This window comes from Granulicella sp. dw_53, from assembly GCF_018449545.1.
Classification (GTDB): Bacteria; Acidobacteriota; Terriglobia; order Terriglobales; family Acidobacteriaceae; genus Edaphobacter.
The window spans coordinates 1-17,712 of the sequence record NZ_JAAVUR010000025.1 but is presented as its reverse complement, the minus strand read 5'-3'; the positions used below and the strand labels follow the sequence as shown (position 1 = coordinate 17,712).

Here is a 17,712-nt window from a genome sequence, read left to right as displayed (position 1 = left end):
GGATCTGGAGCAGATCAATAGTCCGGGTCGACAGCGATGGTAACGCCCCACAGGAAGACTCGGCTGAAGTCCGCCTTGCGGCTTCAAGCCACTCTGGCCAGCAATAAGATCCCGGTTGCGAAGGATACGGAAGAACTCTCTTCCAAGATGTGAAGCCGGGCTATTTTCAGTAAGCGTGTGACGTTCCCATCTGGACTGTTTAGCTATGGTGTGGTGAGTCGTCGAAGTGTCCACTTATTTTAGGTGGACACTTATCAGGCGTCGGTCGGATGGATTTTGTGTGTATCAGTGGGATATTCCAGGGCAACAGCTCGGCGATGCGGTTGATGGGGTGATCTCGATTCGGGTGAGGACATAGCGAATATAGAGCTCCGGATTAAGTCCGTTGAGCTTGGCCGATCCGATGAGCGAGTAGAAGGCGGCGCGTTCGCCTCCCCGGTTGGATCCGGCGAAGAGATAATTTTTCCGACCTAACGCCACGACGCGCAACGCGCGTTCGGCGGCGTTGTTGTCGATCTCGACTGCTCCATCGTCGAGGTAGCGATTGAGCGCGGTCCATCCCGAGATCGCGTAGCGGATCGCTGCGGCCATGCCGCTCTTGGTCGAGAGTGTCTGAAGTGTCGCGTCGAACCAAGCTCGCAACGCAACATGTAGGCGGTCTTGTAACTTTCTTTGTGAAATGGACCGCCTTGGCAGATCCGCGGTGATCGGTCGAAGATGCCTTGTGGTCTAGGAGGTGGGCCAAAATCTTGGCCGATTTTGGCCTGGACCGTCGCCAAATTCGAACGGCGCAAGAATCCATTTCGAATCTCCTGCGGTGCTTGATCGCCGCTCCTCCGAAGACTATGAAGTACAAATTTCCCCTTATTGAGGTTCCGCCAGGAGCAGACCATTTCCCGCGCAAATACTCCGATCCATTTAGATCGCCGAGCACTGTCGGGGTGACGCTAATAGCTCAGCCAGTTATTTTCGATTACTATATATAACGATAATAGAGACGCGATGCTATTAGCGCCCTTGAAAACCATGAATGAACCAAACAAGTCGCCCGGCCGGAAAGTCTCACAAGGCGCTTACAGTGCCTTCATCCCGGCACCTCTCCCTCCCGCCTTTGACTGGACGCCTCGGCTCATCCGGGCGCTTTCCGACGCTGATCGTATGATCGGCAGGCTGGCTGGCGAAGGTGGACGACTGCCGAATCCCCACGTCCTCATCCGCCCCTTCATCCGGCGAGAGGCTGTCCTCTCGAGCAAGATTGAAGGAACTCAGGCCACCTTGGGTGAGTTGCTGGCTGCTGAAGCAGGGGCCGTCGTAGATCGCAGCCCAGAAGATCTCCGTGAGGTCGGGAATTATATTGTTGCGCTAGAACATGGAATAGCCCGGCTCAACAAATTGCCTCTATGCGTCCGTCTCATCCGGGAACTGCACAGCAAGCTCATGACGGATGTGAGAGGTGATAGGGCGACACCGGGCCAGTTTAGAAAATCGCAGAACTGGATTGGGAGGCCAGGGAGCACATTGGCAACCGCGTCCTTCATCCCCCCTCCGCCCGGTGAAATCGAACCCTGTCTTGCGGCTTGGGAGAAGTTTCTTTACGAATCCGATCTGCCGCCGCTGGTCACGATTGCCCTAGCTCACTACCAATTTGAGGCTGTACATCCATTTCTGGACGGCAATGGGCGGGTGGGCCGCTTGTTGATTACGCTGTTCTTGATCGAGCAAAAGATTCTGCCTGCTCCACTGTTGTACCTGTCTGCGTTCTTTGAAGCGACACGGCGCGATTACTACGAGGGGTTGCGAGGCGTAAGTGAGAGTGGAGCCTGGAACGATTGGCTCGAATACTTCCTGATCGGAGTCGCTCGCACATCTCAAGACGCCTTGAGCCGTGCCAGTCGTATTAACGTAATTCTTGCCCAATGGCAACGAGAGCTCGCTGGCGAGTCCACCAATACTCCCTTGCGGATCGTCGATCTGCTGGCCGCCAATCCTTTCATTACTGCCACGGGCATCGCCAGCGAACTCGGTGTCGCCTTCACAACGGCACAGAGAGCAATAGGGCGGCTGGAACGCGGAGGGATTCTAAAACGGGCGACAGATGCCAAGCGCGACCGCGTTTACTGCGCGCAAGCGTTACTCGATATCCTCGAAGAGCCGGCCAACCTTACCGGCTCTATTGCCGAATGAGTTAATCGACGACTCGCGACTTAGAATATTGGGGGGCCGCGAAACAAAAACTTGCCTAACTGTTCAGGTGTGCTGGTGTTGTAGGGCGAGCAGCATCCGGAAGGCCACGAACAGAAGCACATCGATTTCAACGTTCGTAAGCTCACGAGCAACCAGCCCTCGGCGGGAATCTATGAAGACGATCCAGACTGTTGGAAGCGCTTCGGCTCCATGAATCCGTTTAGCGTAGGCTATAGCTACTTTGCCCAAAGTAACAAAGTTGAGCTTGGGGGGCCATTTGTGACGGAAAGAAAAGGTGAAGTACAAAGGTAGGCAATATAGTCTGGATAGCCAGATGACCTTTTCCTTTATACATACCGCCGATTTGCATTTGGGTAGCCCCTTCGTGGGGCTATCCTCGTCTGACCTGGGACTCGCACTTCCTGTCGCCGCAGCAAGTCGCGAAGCTCTGGAGGACCTATTCACACGGGCAATCGAGCTGGACGTCGATTTTGTTGTCATTGCGGGAGACGTCTACGACGGTGACTGGAAAGACACAACGATTGGCCACTTCTTCAACCGCGAGACAGCCCGCCTCGAGCGAGAGGGTATACCCGTATATCTGGTCCGCGGCAATCACGATGCCGAGAGTGTCATCACCAGCGCTGTTACACTGCCGAAGTCTGTCCATGTTTTCAGCACGAGAACAGCCGAAACCATGAGAATTCCAGAGCTTAAGGTCGCTTTGCACGGTCGTAGTTTTGCCAACCGTGCTGTCCCGGAGAATCTGGCGAGCACATACCCGGCCCCCGAAACTGGTTGGTTTAACATTGGTGTTTTGCATACCTCGTGTGATGGTCGGCCTCCTCATGCCAACTACGCTCCATGTCGCGTTCAAGAGTTAATTCAGCGGGGCTATCAGTATTGGGCGCTGGGTCATGTCCACACCTACGAACAGCTCAATGACCAGCCTCGAATTGTTTTCCCGGGCAACTTGCAAGGACGCAACATCCGCGAGTGCGGTGACAATGGGTCCGGACGCAACTTTCAGCCGGTGGCGGAGTATATGAAGGCTGGGCGGGACTCCGAGGCAGTATCCACTCTGGCGAAACCGCCTTCGATCACGTTCACGGATGTAATTTCTGGGAGTTTTATCGCCGCAACCCAGAGGCAGGCGCCATCTTCAATGAAGCCATGCGCTTGATAGGCAAACATAACTCTCCCGAAGTCGCAAAGTCTTATGACTGGAGCCGTTTCCCGGTTCTTGCTGATATCGGCGGTGGAACCGGCGGTCTGTTGGTGGATATTCTTGAAGCTTATCCATCATGTCGTGGCATTCTGTTTGATCAGCCGAATGTGGTAGAGCAAGCAACTTCACATGAACGATTGGAACCTGTCGGTGGGGATTTCTTTCAGGGCGTGCCAGCGGGTGCCGATGCATACATGCTGCGGTGGATCATCCACGATTGGCCTGAAGCAGAAGCCGTAGCTCTCTTTGTTAGTATTCGGGAGTCCATGAAACCCGGCGCTCGCCTTATCCTCTTGGAGGAAATAATTCCAGACACGCCCAAACTTGTTGCGGGCAAATGGATTGACTTGCTCATGTTGGCGATTACCGGGGGGCGCGAGCGCACGGAGAAGGAATACAGTGACCTACTCTCGGCCGCTGGATTCGAACTTGAAGAGGTAGTTCGAACTCATGGTTCGTTCAGCATTCTGATCGCAAAGGTATGAGTGATTGTGTTCCTTCTCCGCTTGGTGAACTCAAGTTTCATCTGGTTCGTCACTGCATAGTTCCACCTGTCGTCTCCGGATGGGATGTCTTGGTGGAGATAGCCTTTTGTGCCGCATCAATCTTCAGCATCCATGCCGGATGCTCGAAGGCAATCTGCCGGGCATAGCTTAGCGATTCCTTTGTATTTAGAACGAGAAGTTGATCGATATATTGCTGCAGTGACAGTTTGCTCCAGGGGGACACAGTACGCTGATTTGGTGCGGAGAAATACCACCTACCGAATCGCGTCCAAAGATCATCCAGCTGCGACGCAAGCAAATCGACGCGCAGTTTCTCTATCTTGGAGAGATCGTGCGGAGCAGACTGAGAAAAGCGTGAGCGGCTTGCCGTGAACTCTGCCAAATCAGCGAGCCACACCGGCGCGATGTCACTCGGAGGCAGGTCCAGAATTTCCGCACTGTTGCCGTCGGTAATCAGTAGCGACGGATCAGTTGGGCTAAACTCGGCGCTATTCTTATTGCTGTTGTAGTGGATGGGTAACATCATGGCTTCTCCCGTTGAGGCGCTCCATACGCGCATCGACTGATCACGCCCTCGAGTAAAAGCGAACGAAGCGTCAGCGCTGAAGCCACCATCTATGAGCGCCGCGCTGTGTTGCAGTAAAGGACTAAGCGCCCGGCCAGTGTGCGCGTCCCACACGCGAGCTGTGTGATCGTGGGACATGGTTAAGATCTGCATGCCATCGGGGCTGAACTCTGCATCGCTGATGGGTGCGGCCTGCGTAAAGTCTCCTCCGTGCTGCGCACCTGTGCTTACATCCCAGATCTTTGCTGTGTGATCTCCCGAACTGGTGAGTACAAATCGGCTGTCTGGGCTAAATGTCGCGCTGAAGATTGCATTGCCATGCGCCAGACGATGCAGGCGTTTGCCGGTCATTGGATCCAGAATCTCGGCGAAGTCATCATCAGTGCCAACCAGCGCGTATTTTCCGTCATTGCTCAAGGCAACGACATTTACATCGTCGTGATATTTGATTTTCGGCGAGAGAACTTTGCCGGTCATGGCATCCAACAAATAGACTTCTCCCCCTTCACTCCCTAACACTCGCTCGCCATTCGGGCTAAGCGCTACATGAGCGAGAGGCTTTACTGCGTGGAATGGAGGATGCAGGAGTTGACCGTTGCCTGCGTCCCATAGACGGATTGTCGCGTCGTTCGAACTGGTAACTAGCCGGCGTCCGTCGAGGCTCCAGGCCACCGCAAGGACATCATGATCGTGATGCATTGGTCCAGCCGTTTGCTTTCCTGTGTGCGCATCCCAGACGCTTACGGTGTTGTCATCGAGTGCCGCCAGAATGCTGGCGCCGTCCGCGCTGTATCTGGCTCCAACAAAGTTCGCAGTTACGCAACATAGTCTGATGTGGATGTTCTGACGTTGCTCGACGAGGAGTTGAAAGGCAAGGGCAGCCGTTGGGTTTCCCTCACGCTGCACGCGAAGACTTGCCGCAGCTTCGCGAAGTGCCTCGTGTTTGATTCCGTCCGTCGCGAATCTTAGAGCCAGCAGATAGTGGATGTACGCGGCGGGCGCCAGATTTGAACCCTCGACAGGAGAAGCCGCTTTGGCCACAATCGAAGGGAAGGGCGCAGAGGTGATCGTCGGATGCTCCTGGGATATCGCCTGAGACACAGCGAACCCCAATGCAGCGACACATGCGGCGGCGTTGAGGGTACGTCGGTACGTCTTACAGAGGGAGATTGGCAGAGAGAGTTTTTTCATGAGTGTCCTTGATTCCTCTTATAGAGGACTTAGCTTTGGTGACGCTGTACGCGCACCTTCCAAGGTGATGCATGGCTCGAAGAAAATGCAGAGAACGCTCGCAAGTATCGCGGGCGTTCTCTGCAGAATCTATCTGAAGCAGCGCTCAGAGAGCGGCTGCTTCAGATAGGGGTTAGCGATAGAGTTCAAGTGCGGAGATCTTCGGCTGATCCGCCATTGCTCCCGAAAGGGTGACTGTAACCTTGCCGTTTGTATCCGGTTGAACTGTGAACTCCTCTACGATCGCAGTTTCCGGAGCTCCGGCCGCCGCGATAATGTCGAAGTTCGGCAAAACAGTATCACCATTGACGATGACATTGAAGACGCGTTGACCAGCCTGCTTCCAGTAGAACTCGTTGAAGTGGAGCCGCAGCTTGTAGCTGGTTCCAACAACAAGGTTCGGGAGCGTGTAGGTAATAGTTCCTCCAGAACGTTCCTGTTGATAGACCTGTGCCGGAGCTGGATTGACTGTTGCGGACAGATTCGGGGTACCAGGACCAGCGGAAGTGCCTCCGCCAGCGAAAAATGCGTCTGCCTGAAAGGGTGCGACGGGCATGGCACTTCCAGCGGCGATCCGGTAGACAGGCACGCCAGTCGATGATGCTTCGGGAGTCGCGCTTACTTCACTCGAAGCAAGCGATGTGGCGGTGGCGGTGACGGTTTGAACTGTGTAGTAGACGGTCTGCCCGTTTGCCAAGTTCGTGTCAATAAACGATGTACCCGTTAGTCCCGAAGCAATCGGAGTGGTTGCTTCCGTTCCCGCCCCATTGCCACGGTAAACGTTGTATGTCCCGCTTACCGCTGAAGCCCACGAAAGTGAAACCCGACCGACGCCAGCTGCGGCATGCAGAGATGTCGGTGGATTTGGTCGCGCCATCATGCTTCCGTCGCCGATGACCTCAACGCCGCTCACCAGTGCATTGTCCTTTACAGTCTGGTACTGCACCGTGATCTGGCCGTTCTGTGCTGTAGCAGACAGGTCCAGAGTCGTTGCAATATCCTTGCCGCCGGCGGTTGCGAAGATGTCGAAATTCGACTGTGCAACCTGGCCATTGATCAGGATATTGAAAAGACGTGAGCCTGCTGCGGTCCAGTAGGTCTCCGCAAAGTGCGACCGGATGGTGTAGGGGCTGCCAGTTTTCAGCCCAGTGAATGTGTATGTTGAGGTACCAAAGCGGTTGGTTTGGTAGACAGCGGCCGGTGCTGCGTTTTTTACTCCCGTCGTGGTGATGGTGTCATTGGTTTGCGAGGTGTTTCCTCCTGAGAAGGAGCTATCTGCAGAAAAAGTGCCGGCTGAGACGGAACTGCCCGAATCGACCTGGTAAACCGCCGAAATTCCGGGAGTCTCCGCCGCAGTGTTGAACAACTCCACACCACTTACCAAAGCGTTGTCTGTAACAGTTTGGAAGGTAATAGCGACCTGGCCATTCTGTGCCGTTACGGGATAATCAACGGAGATAGCAACATCTTTGCCCCCCGCTGCGGCGAAGATATCGAAGCTGGATTGGACAGTCTGCCCGTTGACCAGGATATCGAATAACCGTTTACCTGCTTCAGTCCAGAAGGTCTCGGCAAAATGGAGCCGCAGGATATAGGCCTTACCCGAAGTAAGATTCGGAATGGTATAGGTGAAGGTGTTGAATCGATTGCTTTGATAAACCGCCATGGGCGCAAGATTTTGTCCCCTTGAGACGTCAATTGGATCCCCAACGTTCGACGTGTTGCCACCGCTGAAAAACTCGTCTGCTATGAATGAGCCCACGGCTGTCGTGCTGCCAGAGTCAATCCGCACAACGGCGCTGCCAATTGGTTGGCTGTTACCTGGCAGGGCGGCCTGCGCCTCGTTTGAGAAGGAAGATGGTCCGGCTCCGTTCACAGCCTCCACTTTGTAGAAGTAGGTCGTACCCGAGATCACATTGTTATCGGTGAACTGAGTCCCCGTCAGATTCTGCATCAGTTGAATTTCATTACCCGCAGAAGTGCCGCGGAACAAGGTGTAGGAAGTACCGTTGTCGCTTGGACTCCAACTCAGGCTAACGCTTGACGTACCCACGGTTGCGATGAGGTTTGCGGGTGCTGCAGGCGGAGTTTGGCCGCCGGGAGTCTGACCTAAAAGTAGGCTCACGTCAGCACTGTTGAGCAAACCATCGCCATTGATGTCGAACGCGGCGTTGCTCGGCAGGACTGAAGCATTGGTAATACTGGCATTTTCTAGTACAACGTCCTTGTTATCGACGGTACCATCACCATTCACATCCCCCGTAAGCACCTGAAATACGATGTTTGCAGTGCCCGGAACAACGGAGGTGTGATCGACGGCTAGAATTCCCGCCAGATGTAGATTCAATTGCTGCCGATTGGAAACGCCGGTCAATGGAATTGAAACACTCGTCTGGGTGGAATCATAAGTGGGTGTGCCTACAACTCCTTGAACCTGAGCACCGCTCTGCAGGGTCAGCGTGGGCGAAATGCCTGTCACTGCCTTCGCAAAGTGCGCAACCACCGCGTAGCTTCCTGCGGTATTGCTGATGCGAGCCTCGCTAACAGGGGACTTGCTCGGGAACAAGGTTGTGCCAAGCTGGTCAGGAGTGTTCGGAGACAGCGTGGAACTGGCATCCAGCAATGTCACTGGAAGCAGATCCGCGATCTCCGACGCGGAGAGCGCACGGCCGTACAGCCGCGTCTCGTCGATCACGCCCTGAAAGCCAAACTGCACATTATCGCTTCCTGCAGGCAGATCTTCTTCGCCCCACTCCAGTATTCCGGGTCCATTCGCATCCTGGGCCACATCGTGGGCCACGGCTCCACCGTTCACATAAAGAGTGCGTGTACGGGCGGTTCCGTCCTGCACCATGGCTACATGCGCCCATACCCCCTTTGTCGCTACTGAGCCAGCAACATCGCCAGCTGGTCCGCGCATCACAAATTGGTTATTCCCATTGAAAAGCAATCCATAGACATTGCCATTGTTGGCCGACTTAAGAACGATCGGCTGCTCCACTCCGGTGATAGCGTCTAACCGAACCCAGGTCGCCAGCGTGAAGCTTTGGGATGCGGTGAAGTCCAGATCAGGACTGTCCTGAACCGTGATGTTGTCCGCAATCTTGGTGCCATGGAAGGCCACAGCGCCATTGATGTAGCCATCTGTGGTGAACAACGACTCTCCTCCTGTCGGCAGAGAACCGCTATGACCGTTACCACTTGCATCGCTAACGACGTTGCCCGTGACATCTTCCATGGGCCAGAATCCGACCAGTCCGGGCTGCGTGTAACTTGGAAATGTCGTGGCAGAAGCAATATTACTTGGAGCCGAGTCCGCACTATTAAACGCTGTCACTTGGTAGAAGTATTGCGTGTTCGGCGAGACGGTCGAATCAGTAAATGTTGTGCCCTGAGCAGATACACTCAACACCGCAAATGGTCCATTGACGCTGATCGCGCGGGACACATGGAAACCAGCCAACGAGGGATCGGTGGAGGCATTGTTCGTCCAACTCAGGTTGATTGCTGTAGAAGATACGGCTTTTGCTGAAAGAGCGGTCGGTGCCGCAGGTGGTAACGCTGCCGCGGCTGTCAGACCTGCCACGAAGAGAAATCCCTGGCTCACACCGGAGTAGCAGGTGTAATACGCATGTCCGTTCGCAACAGCCAAAGTGTTGAATTTAGTGGTTTGGCATCGTCCAGAATTATCCGGAGCTGTGATATCTCCGTTGAAGCCGGTGGAAAGGACTTGCATGGTATTTGCATCGTAGGCCTTCAGATTTCCGTCAATGGCCCATATGATGCCGTTCGAGATACCGTTTGAAGTAATAAATGGTGAGGCACCTTTTGCATTGATGTTGCCGCCAGTACCCATTGTGGGCGTTGTTTCCAGCTTCGTCACGTTATCTACCGCATCAAAGACCACCTTGAGCCGCTCCATGGGGTGTCCGCTGGAGGCGTAGTACACGGCCCCGTTGAAGTAACTTGGTGTAAGTGTGAGTTGCGGAAAGCTTGGCTCGGGGATCAATTGGATCGGCTGTTTGCTATTGGAGGCATCAGTTGTTAGACCACCGAGAGTATCCCGGTCTACCAGGTACCAGGTACCTTCTTTGCCGCCGAACATCATCATGTGCGGATGCTCACCCTGCTGCGTAGGCAGCAGTAGAGGTCCGCCCGCGCCGAGGTCCGAATCGCCATTAATGGAATGACCGTTAACTACACCGCCGCTGTTCAGGGTCGCCCAGTTGAACGGGGTAAAAAAAGAGTTTGTATCCGTCATCGTGAGTTGGAATTGTTGTTGACCAGCCATCGCTGCCGGTAACTTGAGCGCACTCTCGCCCCAATCCACCGATCCAGTGCTGGGATCCCGATCAAATTGACCATTGCCGGTCACAAAGAGGATGTTCTGGTCCTCGTCCAGGGCTACCGAAGCTCCACCTTGCCAAATGCCTCCCATGCCACCGCCGTTTGGGGTCGTCACAAAACTATGGATGAGCTTAAGCGTAGAGCTATCGAAGCCGAGCACCAAACCGTAATACCGCATCTCGTCACTGTGCGAAGCATAGGCCAGGTAGACGACGTGGTTCTTCGGATCGAAAGCCATGGCCGCCCGCAGGTGTTCGTGCAATGGTGAAAACGGAATCTGACCTGTAGGCGCAGTGATTGGATCCTTATCGCTGTCATGAGTATTCGAACTGGCGGTGCCCTGAAACGTCAGATTCGCGTCGAGCACGAATGGCGGGACCTTGTCCAGACCGGTCTTTAGATCAAGGGCATGAATTTCCTGTCGATAGAGATTGTTCAGCGACTGTCCTGGAAACTTGAGCAGCGAAACCACATAGAGCGTGCCGGATACGGGATCAATCACCGGTGTCGTACTGATGCCGAATTCAGGGGTGATATCGTTTCCATTGGCATCGGTAGATGGTACCGACGTGGGGGTACCAAATTGGGAATTGGGCACCAAAAAACTAGTGTGCCACAGGGGTGCGGAATCGTTCGGACCAATATTCTGAGCATCACCATCAAAGGCATACACACTGTCATGTTGCGTAACCACATAGACAACATTGTGCGACTTGCCATCCCGAAAGGTCCCAGGCAAGTTATTGAGAGTTGTGGCGCTCATAAAGAGGGGGGCACCGTAAACCTGTCCATCCAATTTCTGGGAGAATAGAGGCGCGAATTTTGTCTTATCCGCAACGATCGTCGGAGTCAGAATTGTCTCGTGAGAATTTAGCCCCGTGTGTTGCGGGTCCATCTTCCACATCGTGACATCCTGCGCGAGCGCTGATCCCCCAAGCAGGCAGAGTAGAAGGACAGAAGACTTGAAGTTGCCAAGCTGAGTTTTCAAGAGGTGCTTCCTTTCATTGGTAGAAATGCAAGCAAAGGTTTTAATCGCAGTTATCGCGACTTTCGAGCGTTGTAATTTAAAATTCATCCGCAGACGACAGGAACGGGCGTCGACATCGAAAGGACACATGGTTCGTGGTCTCATATCTGCTTCGATTTCTTCAGCGGTAGATGGAATACATGAAGTACCAACTCAGGCATCACAAATGCTTTCTCGAGCCGATGAAGGCCTTTCGCGAGTGAGGCGATGGTAGCAGGTAGGTGCATGGAGGGTTGCCTCCAAAGCAGGAAGACGCAACACGCCCTCCATGGATATGATCTGAAATTCTCTGTGCCCCGTTGTAGGTAAGATCCCACACGACAACATTTATTCCCGAAATCCACAGGTTTTCTGGAATTCCGAGACAAGCATCCATAACCTCCTTGAGTCGGCAACTTTGGGATGAGCTTGATTAATTTCCTGCCATATTCTCAAGAGCTCTGTTGCATTAATTGGCTAGCCGTGTAAAGCGGAGGTAAGTCGAGGAGCCTGCACCTCGATCTTCAAGCGCGGCCGCTTTTACGTCGAGATCCCCATAATGTCGTGATCCAAAGCCTCCCTCGCCAAATCTCTCGCTTGATGCGTACCGTGGGACTGGCGGGGACTGGGACGGGTACATGGCTTTCCTCCGAGGCTGGCCTTTGTTTCAGCTGCAGAAGAGTGTCGACCATCGGCTTCACAGAATTGTCCTATTGATCATTGCCATATTGATCCGCGAGCAAGTTGCCGCTATAATTACGGCAGTTTGCCAAGGGAGCGTCTATGGCTATTCGTGTAAAAAGAGAACCGGCGATGTTCTATCGCCGTCTTGAGATCAAGCTTGGGGTCGCTCCCTTACGTTCAGACCATGATCTTGCTCGTCTGGTGGACGACCGCCTTCCTCTTACATCTGTGGAATCCCTTTCCAGTCATGGAATGAGCGACGAAGAAATTTATAGTTTCATTGTTCCACGGCGAACTCTGGTACACCGGAAGACTCGTCGCGAGTCTTTGACCCACGATGAATCCGACCGCGCAGTCCGAATCGCTCGCGTCACTTCCCTAGCAGAAGAAGTTTTTGGCGACGACGCGAAAGCCTCGCGCTGGCTCCGCAAGGCAAAGACTCGTTTTGAGGGACGCAGCCCGCTTGAGATGTTGCGGACCGAGGCTGGGGCGCGCCTGGTAGAAGAGATGCTCCTCCAGCTCGATTACGGATTCGCAGCCTGAGTATTGCACTGTGATCCTATGGAGAGTCAGTAATTACGAGACTTTAGACGGATTGGGTGGCCTGTATGTATCCGGTCGTTGGCATACCAAGGGTCATCCGGTCGTCTATTGCACTTTAAATCCGTCAACGGCCTTACTCGAAACCCTGGTGCACATGGAAATCGACTCCGAGGATCGCCCTGAGCGTTTTCAGGTGTTAAGAATTGAAGGACCGGATACGCTCTCCATCGAACAGGTCGAGGCGGGTGCATTCCCTCCTGACTGGACAGAGGATATTACCTTCACCCAAGGCATCGGGGATCGTTGGCTCTCCGAGCATCGCTCCCTCCTACTGCAGGTTCCCAGCGTGCTTGTCCCGGAGACATGGAACCTTCTCGTAAATCCACAACACACCGAAGCAAATCTGCTGAAAATTACCATGACTTATCAGCATGCCTTCGACGCTCGTTTGTTTCAATAGCAGGTCAGCAATGCATCGCATCCCCATCTCGTTAGAACCCGGGAGAAGAAGGCGAGCATGCTCGATGGGCAATCGAGAGAGAAGAAACATCTGTGTTGGAAGCCAACCACATGTATACAGTGGCCGGAGGAAGCGCTTCGACGGCGGCTGGCCCCTGCGATACGGCCTCTCTTATCGTGTTCTCCAACCGGGAGAGTTACTCGTTGTTACAGATTTTGCAGCAAGGAATCGTCAGTTGTTTGTAGGGAATGCTTGTCTGATTGACTAGTCCAACCGCTGGTTCCAAAGGTTGAAGCGATTTTGCAGCCACTTCGGAATCTGCAGACTTTGGCTGTCGCCCCTTATCCCGGAGGTGCGGTCGCGGCTTTTTCAACGCTGCCACTTCATGAATTGTTGCTCTCCCGGAGGGCATCCTGAACGGATTGCAATCGGCGAGTGATTGCACGCAATTGAACCGCATCAGAGGCGAGAGCCGCCAAGGTGAGAAGAGTTCGTTTTTGATTTTGATCTAACGCTCGCGGTTTATAGTCGATTACGCATAAAGATCCCAACGCAAAACCGTCGGAATCAATCACCGGCGCCCCGGCGTAGAAGCGTAAATTCGGTTGACCAGCCACTGCGGGAATGTCCGCAAATCGCGAATCGAGGGACAGATTCTCCACAGAGAATACATGTTTCTGTAAGATGGTCTGATTGCAGAAGGCCCAACTTCTTGGAGTTTTCTCCATCTCCAACCCAAGACGCGACTTGAACCACTGATGGGTTGATGTCAGCACTGTGAAGACGGAAATGGGCATCCCCAAGCTATGGCTTGCGAGCCAAGTCAGCTTATCGAACGAATCCTCAGCGACTGTATCGACCAAGCCCGATCTCTCGACTGCCGCTAATCTTTGGGCTTCATTCTTAGCAGTAGGAAAAGAAAAATTTCCATTGAGTATGGTTATCTCAGCCGGATCGTTCAGAACAGCGCGGACAGCATCGGGTAGCGAACCCAATGACGAAATTCGCGTTAAGTTAGGCCGATCTTTCAGTTTATCCAATGCATCGCGTCGTCCACCTATCGCGATGATTCGCACGAGAGAAAATACAGGATCTTCCGTGAGCTTACGCAAGAAGGATCGTCGGTCTTCGCTTCGCTCATTCAGATCGACAATTACGATGGCCGGAAGACGGGAACCTACAGCGAAGGAAGCAGAATATACATCATCGTAGCTCTCTACGAAGCATTCACCGATTTCGGAAAGCAATTTTTCATAATGAAGGCGACGCTTAGCCGAAGCGACGAGAATGACTCGTGCGGAGGAAGAGATGCTGGTGGATGGCTTGGACCTCGTCAATAGAGCGACAATATCCGCTCGGTAAACCCGTCGATGCCCGCCAGGAGTCTTCCATGAAGGCAGAGATCCTCCTTCGATGAGTAGTTGGGCCGTCCGCACCGATATGCCCAGCAATCTCGCGACTTCGGAAGTAGTCAGAATCGTTTTTTCCATTTCGCTCCGTTCTCTCAACTCGACATTCCATTCATCAGCATGATTCCAAGGAAAAAGCATTAGCTCCTCCCTCTGTTTTCAATATAGTCTTTATCGATGAAAACATTATATTTGACTTAATTGATAGATTTGATACTTTGAATAAGCAGAGCAATCACAATGGTTTATTGGTCGCTCTAGAGATTTAATTGAGGGAGTCATTTTGTCTATTCATTTTCCGAGTAAGAAGAACTCCATGCCCGCAGAGGGATGTTACGATTTCATCGTTTGCGGAGCTGGCCCCGCTGGCTCGGTAGTAGCAGCGCGACTTGCCGAAAACTCGCAGGTGCGGGTGCTATTGATTGAGGCAGGTGGTAGTGATGACGTTCCCGAGGTGATGGATCCGTCCCAATGGCCATTGAATTTAGGTTCCGAGCGTGACTGGTCATTCACGGCACAGCCCAATCCCCACCTGAACGGTCGTTCTATTCCCCTCAATATGGGAAAGGTGCTTGGCGGTAGCTCCAGCATCAATGTCATGGTTTGGGCTCGTGGTCACAAAAATGATTGGGAGAACTTCGCCGCGTTATCGGGGGATGCGGCGTGGGGATATGAATCAGTTCTCGGTATCTATCGGCGAATCGAGAATTGGCAGGGAGAGAGCGATACAGTTCGTCGCGGCGTGGGAGGACCTGTCTATGTGGAGTCAGCCTCAAATCCTCAACCCATTGCTCTTGCCATGGTGGAAGCTGCACGTTCTGTAGGACTCCCGACCTTCGCGAGCCCGAACGGAGAGATGATGGAAGGCCAAGGCGGCGCGGCGATTAATGACCTCATTATCCGGAAGGGACGGCGCTCTTCGATCTTTCGGAGCTATGTGTATCCCCTGCTCGACCAACCGAACTTAACGGTCCTGACTCATGCTCTGGTCAGCAAGCTTCTTTTCGCGGGTAAGTCGGTTATTGGCATAGAAGTCATCCTGGATGGGAAGATCTGTCAGTACCACGCAGAACAAGAGGTCATACTTTCGCTTGGGGCAATTAATACTCCTAAGGTGTTGCTCCAATCCGGTATCGGCCCTCAAGACGAGCTTCAAAGGCACGGCATCAATGTAATTCAGCATCTGCCAGGTGTTGGCCAGAATCATCAGGATCACGTATCGTTCGGCTGCATCTTTGAATGTAGAGAGCCGCAGCCGATAGGCAATGGAGCATCCGAAGCGACGCTGTATTGGAAGAGCGATTCGAGTTTGGATGTGCCCGACATGTTTCACTGCAATTTAGAGTTCCCTATAACCAGTGCTGAAAACGCCCATCTCGGCGTGCCCGCTCACGGATGGACCATGTTTGCAGGCCTCGCGCATCCGAAAAGTCGAGGCTCACTTCGCCTCTCCGGCCCTAACGTTATCGATCCCATTCTGATCGATGCCAATACACTCTCGCATCCGGACGATCTCAAGGCGGCCATCCCAAGCATTGAGTTGTGTCGCGAAATCGGCAGCAACTCCTCTTTTGCAAAGCTTGTGAAAGGTGAGGTCATGCCGGGCAAGCTTGGTTCCCGGGAAATGGAGAACTTCTTCCGTAATGCGGCCGTTACCTATTGGCATCAGTCGTGTACCGCGAAGATGGGCCGTGATGCAATGTCAGTGGTCGATAGCAGACTGAAGGTCTACGGAATAGAGAAGCTACGTGTAGCCGACGCTTCGATCATGCCGGAGATTACCAGTGGCAATACGATGGCGCCGTGCGTCGTGATTGGTGAAAGGGCGGCGGAGATGATCAAACAAACATACGGAATTTAGACGCTGCTATCAATCATCTTCGCAGAAATCGGCGGCAAGAACGCTGCGTAGGCGATTCTCGAATTTACTACGCATTCACATCCTAGGCAATACCGGCTAGCAATCCCGTGCCTGTGGCACCGATGGCAATCCGGTTTACACCTCCCATACAGGATGACGAGAATATCGTCACCTGCGACCCCAGTGACCATCCGAGTTGGGCACTAAGCGATGTATCGAAGGAGCAACACCTTGAAGATTGCTTTTGTTGGAGTTCCCTCTCCGGGCCACCTCAACCCAATGGCTTCCCTTGCGCGACAGATGAAATTACGCGGACATGATGTTCTATTTCTCTCTCTGATGGATACGGAAGCCGTGGCTGTGGCGGCGGAGCTTCCATTCGCGCCGTTGTGCCCCGAGGCCTATCCCGCCGGTGGCTTCCTGAAGTTCATCGAGCCCTTAGGAAGACTCCAAGGGGAGGAGGCTCTTGAATATACCTTCCAGTTATTGGCTGACATCTCTCGGAATGAGTTCGTGGGGCTGCCGAAAGTCCTTGCACAACACAAAGTCGACGCGGTGTTGCTGGACGAGGTAAATAATCCATTGGGACTGGTTCCTATGTCCCTCGGCATGCCTTATGCCACTGTCTCGAACGCTCTTCCGTTCGACTTCACAGGTCTCACACCAGTTTGTACATTTTCCGCTTCGCATGATCCTTCTTCTGAAGGACTAGTTCGTAATCGACAGTTCCTTCAGAGGATGAAGCCAATTTTTGCGCCCAGAGAAGCCGTGGGGCGCGAATATGCCCAAAGGATGGGTCTAGATATAGATTGGGATGACCCATTTGCGACCATTTCGAAGCGCTTGTGGTTAGCCCAAACCCCAAAGGTGTTTGATCTTGACGCTTCACCCTGGCCTTCGCAATTTCACTACACAGGTCCGTTCCATGATGGTGCGGGCCGCGGTTCAGTTGGATTTCCGTGGGAGCAACTTACGGGTGATCCGTTAATCTATGCTTCACTCGGAACCCTTCAAAATGGTTTGGCAGAGATGTTTAATACGATTGCGAAGGGAGTCGGGGAGCGTTCGGGAATGCAGCTGGTGCTTTCGGTTGGCCCCGTACTGGATGTCAGGGAAATTAAATCATTGCCGAAGAATGCTGTCATCGTGAACAGTGCACCTCAGTTGGAGTTGCTCAAGCAAACCACCCTTTGCATCACCCATGGCGGACTAAATACAGCGCTTGAATGCTTGTCACAGGGAGTCCCCATGGTGGTAGTCCCGATCACCAACGACCAACCGGGAGTAGCGGCCAGGATTGCAGCCACTGGAACTGGGACCTTCATTCCGTTGAAGGAACTAACGGCGTCTTCTTTGAGGGCTCATGTGGACGAAGTGCTGGGTAACCCGAAGTATCGGAGCAATGCCTTGCGGCTGAAAAAAAACATCCAGATGACGCAGGGCCTCACCAAGGCCGCCGACCTTTTGGAGGAGGCGTTTGGACTCAGGTCAACCTGACTCAGCGCCGACACGTTCTAGAGGGGACCCCAAGGATGTTCAGAACTGACTCCCGTGGAGGAAATGGAAGAAACTCCCGAGTAGGCTTATTTGCTTTCATTGGTGATGCTTGTTGTTTTTCTAATTAAGTGGCGAACTTCTGTGCTAATTATTTGGGTTCTTCCGTACATTTGGTGAAGTGTGTTGGCGTTG

General features: G+C 53.4%; 10 protein-coding genes and 1 pseudogene. 7 read left to right on the top strand and 4 right to left on the bottom strand.

Annotation, left to right across the window (positions count from 1 at the left end; all coding sequences use genetic code 11):
- Positions 1 to 199 precede the first annotated feature (199 nt).
- Positions 200 to 642 (bottom strand): annotated as a pseudogene (locus HB393_RS23820) (transposase); the annotation flags it as partial.
- A gap of 384 nt (positions 643 to 1,026) precedes the next feature.
- Here HB393_RS23820 and HB393_RS23815 point away from each other — a divergent pair.
- The 3 genes from HB393_RS23815 (at position 1,027) to HB393_RS23805 (ending at position 3,897) form a co-directional block, all read left to right on the top strand.
- Complete coding sequence (locus tag HB393_RS23815; protein ID WP_213807723.1) at positions 1,027 to 2,184, top strand: Fic family protein; 1,158 nt, start codon at positions 1,027 to 1,029, stop codon at positions 2,182 to 2,184.
- Between the two features lie 334 nt (positions 2,185 to 2,518).
- Positions 2,519 to 3,367 (top strand): DNA repair exonuclease, encoded by an 849-nt coding sequence (locus HB393_RS23810; RefSeq protein WP_213807722.1) that lies wholly within the window; start codon positions 2,519 to 2,521, stop codon positions 3,365 to 3,367.
- Positions 3,259 to 3,897, top strand: coding sequence for a methyltransferase (locus HB393_RS23805; protein WP_213807737.1), 639 nt, complete (start codon positions 3,259 to 3,261; stop codon positions 3,895 to 3,897). Before HB393_RS23810 ends, HB393_RS23805 begins: the two co-directional genes overlap by 109 nt.
- A 49-nt stretch (positions 3,898 to 3,946) precedes the next feature.
- On the opposite strand, the gene HB393_RS23800 is transcribed toward HB393_RS23805, so the two are convergent.
- The gene (locus HB393_RS23800) at positions 3,947 to 5,674 is read right to left on the bottom strand and encodes a WD40 repeat domain-containing protein (protein WP_213807721.1); all 1,728 of its coding nucleotides are present in this window, start codon (positions 5,672 to 5,674) and stop codon (positions 3,947 to 3,949) included.
- Positions 5,675 to 5,846: 172 nt separating this feature from the next.
- Complete coding sequence (locus HB393_RS25715) at positions 5,847 to 10,658, bottom strand: malectin domain-containing carbohydrate-binding protein (RefSeq protein ID WP_213807720.1); 4,812 nt, start codon at positions 10,656 to 10,658, stop codon at positions 5,847 to 5,849.
- A gap of 1,191 nt (positions 10,659 to 11,849) precedes the next feature.
- Here HB393_RS25715 and HB393_RS23790 point away from each other — a divergent pair.
- Complete coding sequence (locus tag HB393_RS23790) at positions 11,850 to 12,293, top strand: antitoxin Xre/MbcA/ParS toxin-binding domain-containing protein (RefSeq protein ID WP_213807719.1); 444 nt, start codon at positions 11,850 to 11,852, stop codon at positions 12,291 to 12,293.
- A gap of 10 nt (positions 12,294 to 12,303) precedes the next feature.
- On the top strand, positions 12,304 to 12,753 hold the full coding sequence (locus HB393_RS23785) for an RES domain-containing protein (protein WP_213807718.1): 450 nt from the start codon (positions 12,304 to 12,306) through the stop codon (positions 12,751 to 12,753).
- Positions 12,754 to 13,136: 383 nt separating this feature from the next.
- Here HB393_RS23785 and HB393_RS23780 read toward each other — a convergent pair whose 3' ends face one another.
- A complete protein-coding gene (locus tag HB393_RS23780; RefSeq protein ID WP_213807717.1) occupies positions 13,137 to 14,303 on the bottom strand; it encodes a helix-turn-helix domain-containing protein in 1,167 nt (388 codons plus the stop codon).
- A 175-nt stretch (positions 14,304 to 14,478) separates the two neighbouring features.
- Here HB393_RS23780 and HB393_RS23775 point away from each other — a divergent pair, with 175 nt between their 5' ends.
- Together HB393_RS23775 and HB393_RS23770 are read left to right on the top strand one after the other, a co-directional pair.
- Positions 14,479 to 16,023: a GMC family oxidoreductase N-terminal domain-containing protein gene (locus HB393_RS23775; protein ID WP_213807716.1), complete on the top strand. Its 1,545-nt coding sequence runs from the start codon at positions 14,479 to 14,481 to the stop codon at positions 16,021 to 16,023.
- A gap of 231 nt (positions 16,024 to 16,254) precedes the next feature.
- A complete protein-coding gene (locus tag HB393_RS23770) occupies positions 16,255 to 17,520 on the top strand; it encodes a nucleotide disphospho-sugar-binding domain-containing protein (protein ID WP_213807715.1) in 1,266 nt (421 codons plus the stop codon).
- The last annotated feature ends 192 nt before the right edge of the window (positions 17,521 to 17,712 follow it).

Coding starts and splice junctions, on each gene's coding strand:
- HB393_RS23815 (WP_213807723.1), top strand. CDS start 1,027: ATGAATGAACCAAACAAGTCGCCCGGCCGGAAAGTCTCACAAGGCGCT.
- HB393_RS23810 (WP_213807722.1), top strand. CDS start 2,519: ATGACCTTTTCCTTTATACATACCGCCGATTTGCATTTGGGTAGCCCC.
- HB393_RS23800 (WP_213807721.1), bottom strand. CDS start 5,674: ATGAAAAAACTCTCTCTGCCAATCTCCCTCTGTAAGACGTACCGACGT.
- HB393_RS23790 (WP_213807719.1), top strand. CDS start 11,850: ATGGCTATTCGTGTAAAAAGAGAACCGGCGATGTTCTATCGCCGTCTT.
- HB393_RS23780 (WP_213807717.1), bottom strand. CDS start 14,303: ATGCTTTTTCCTTGGAATCATGCTGATGAATGGAATGTCGAGTTGAGA.
- HB393_RS23775 (WP_213807716.1), top strand. CDS start 14,479: ATGCCCGCAGAGGGATGTTACGATTTCATCGTTTGCGGAGCTGGCCCC.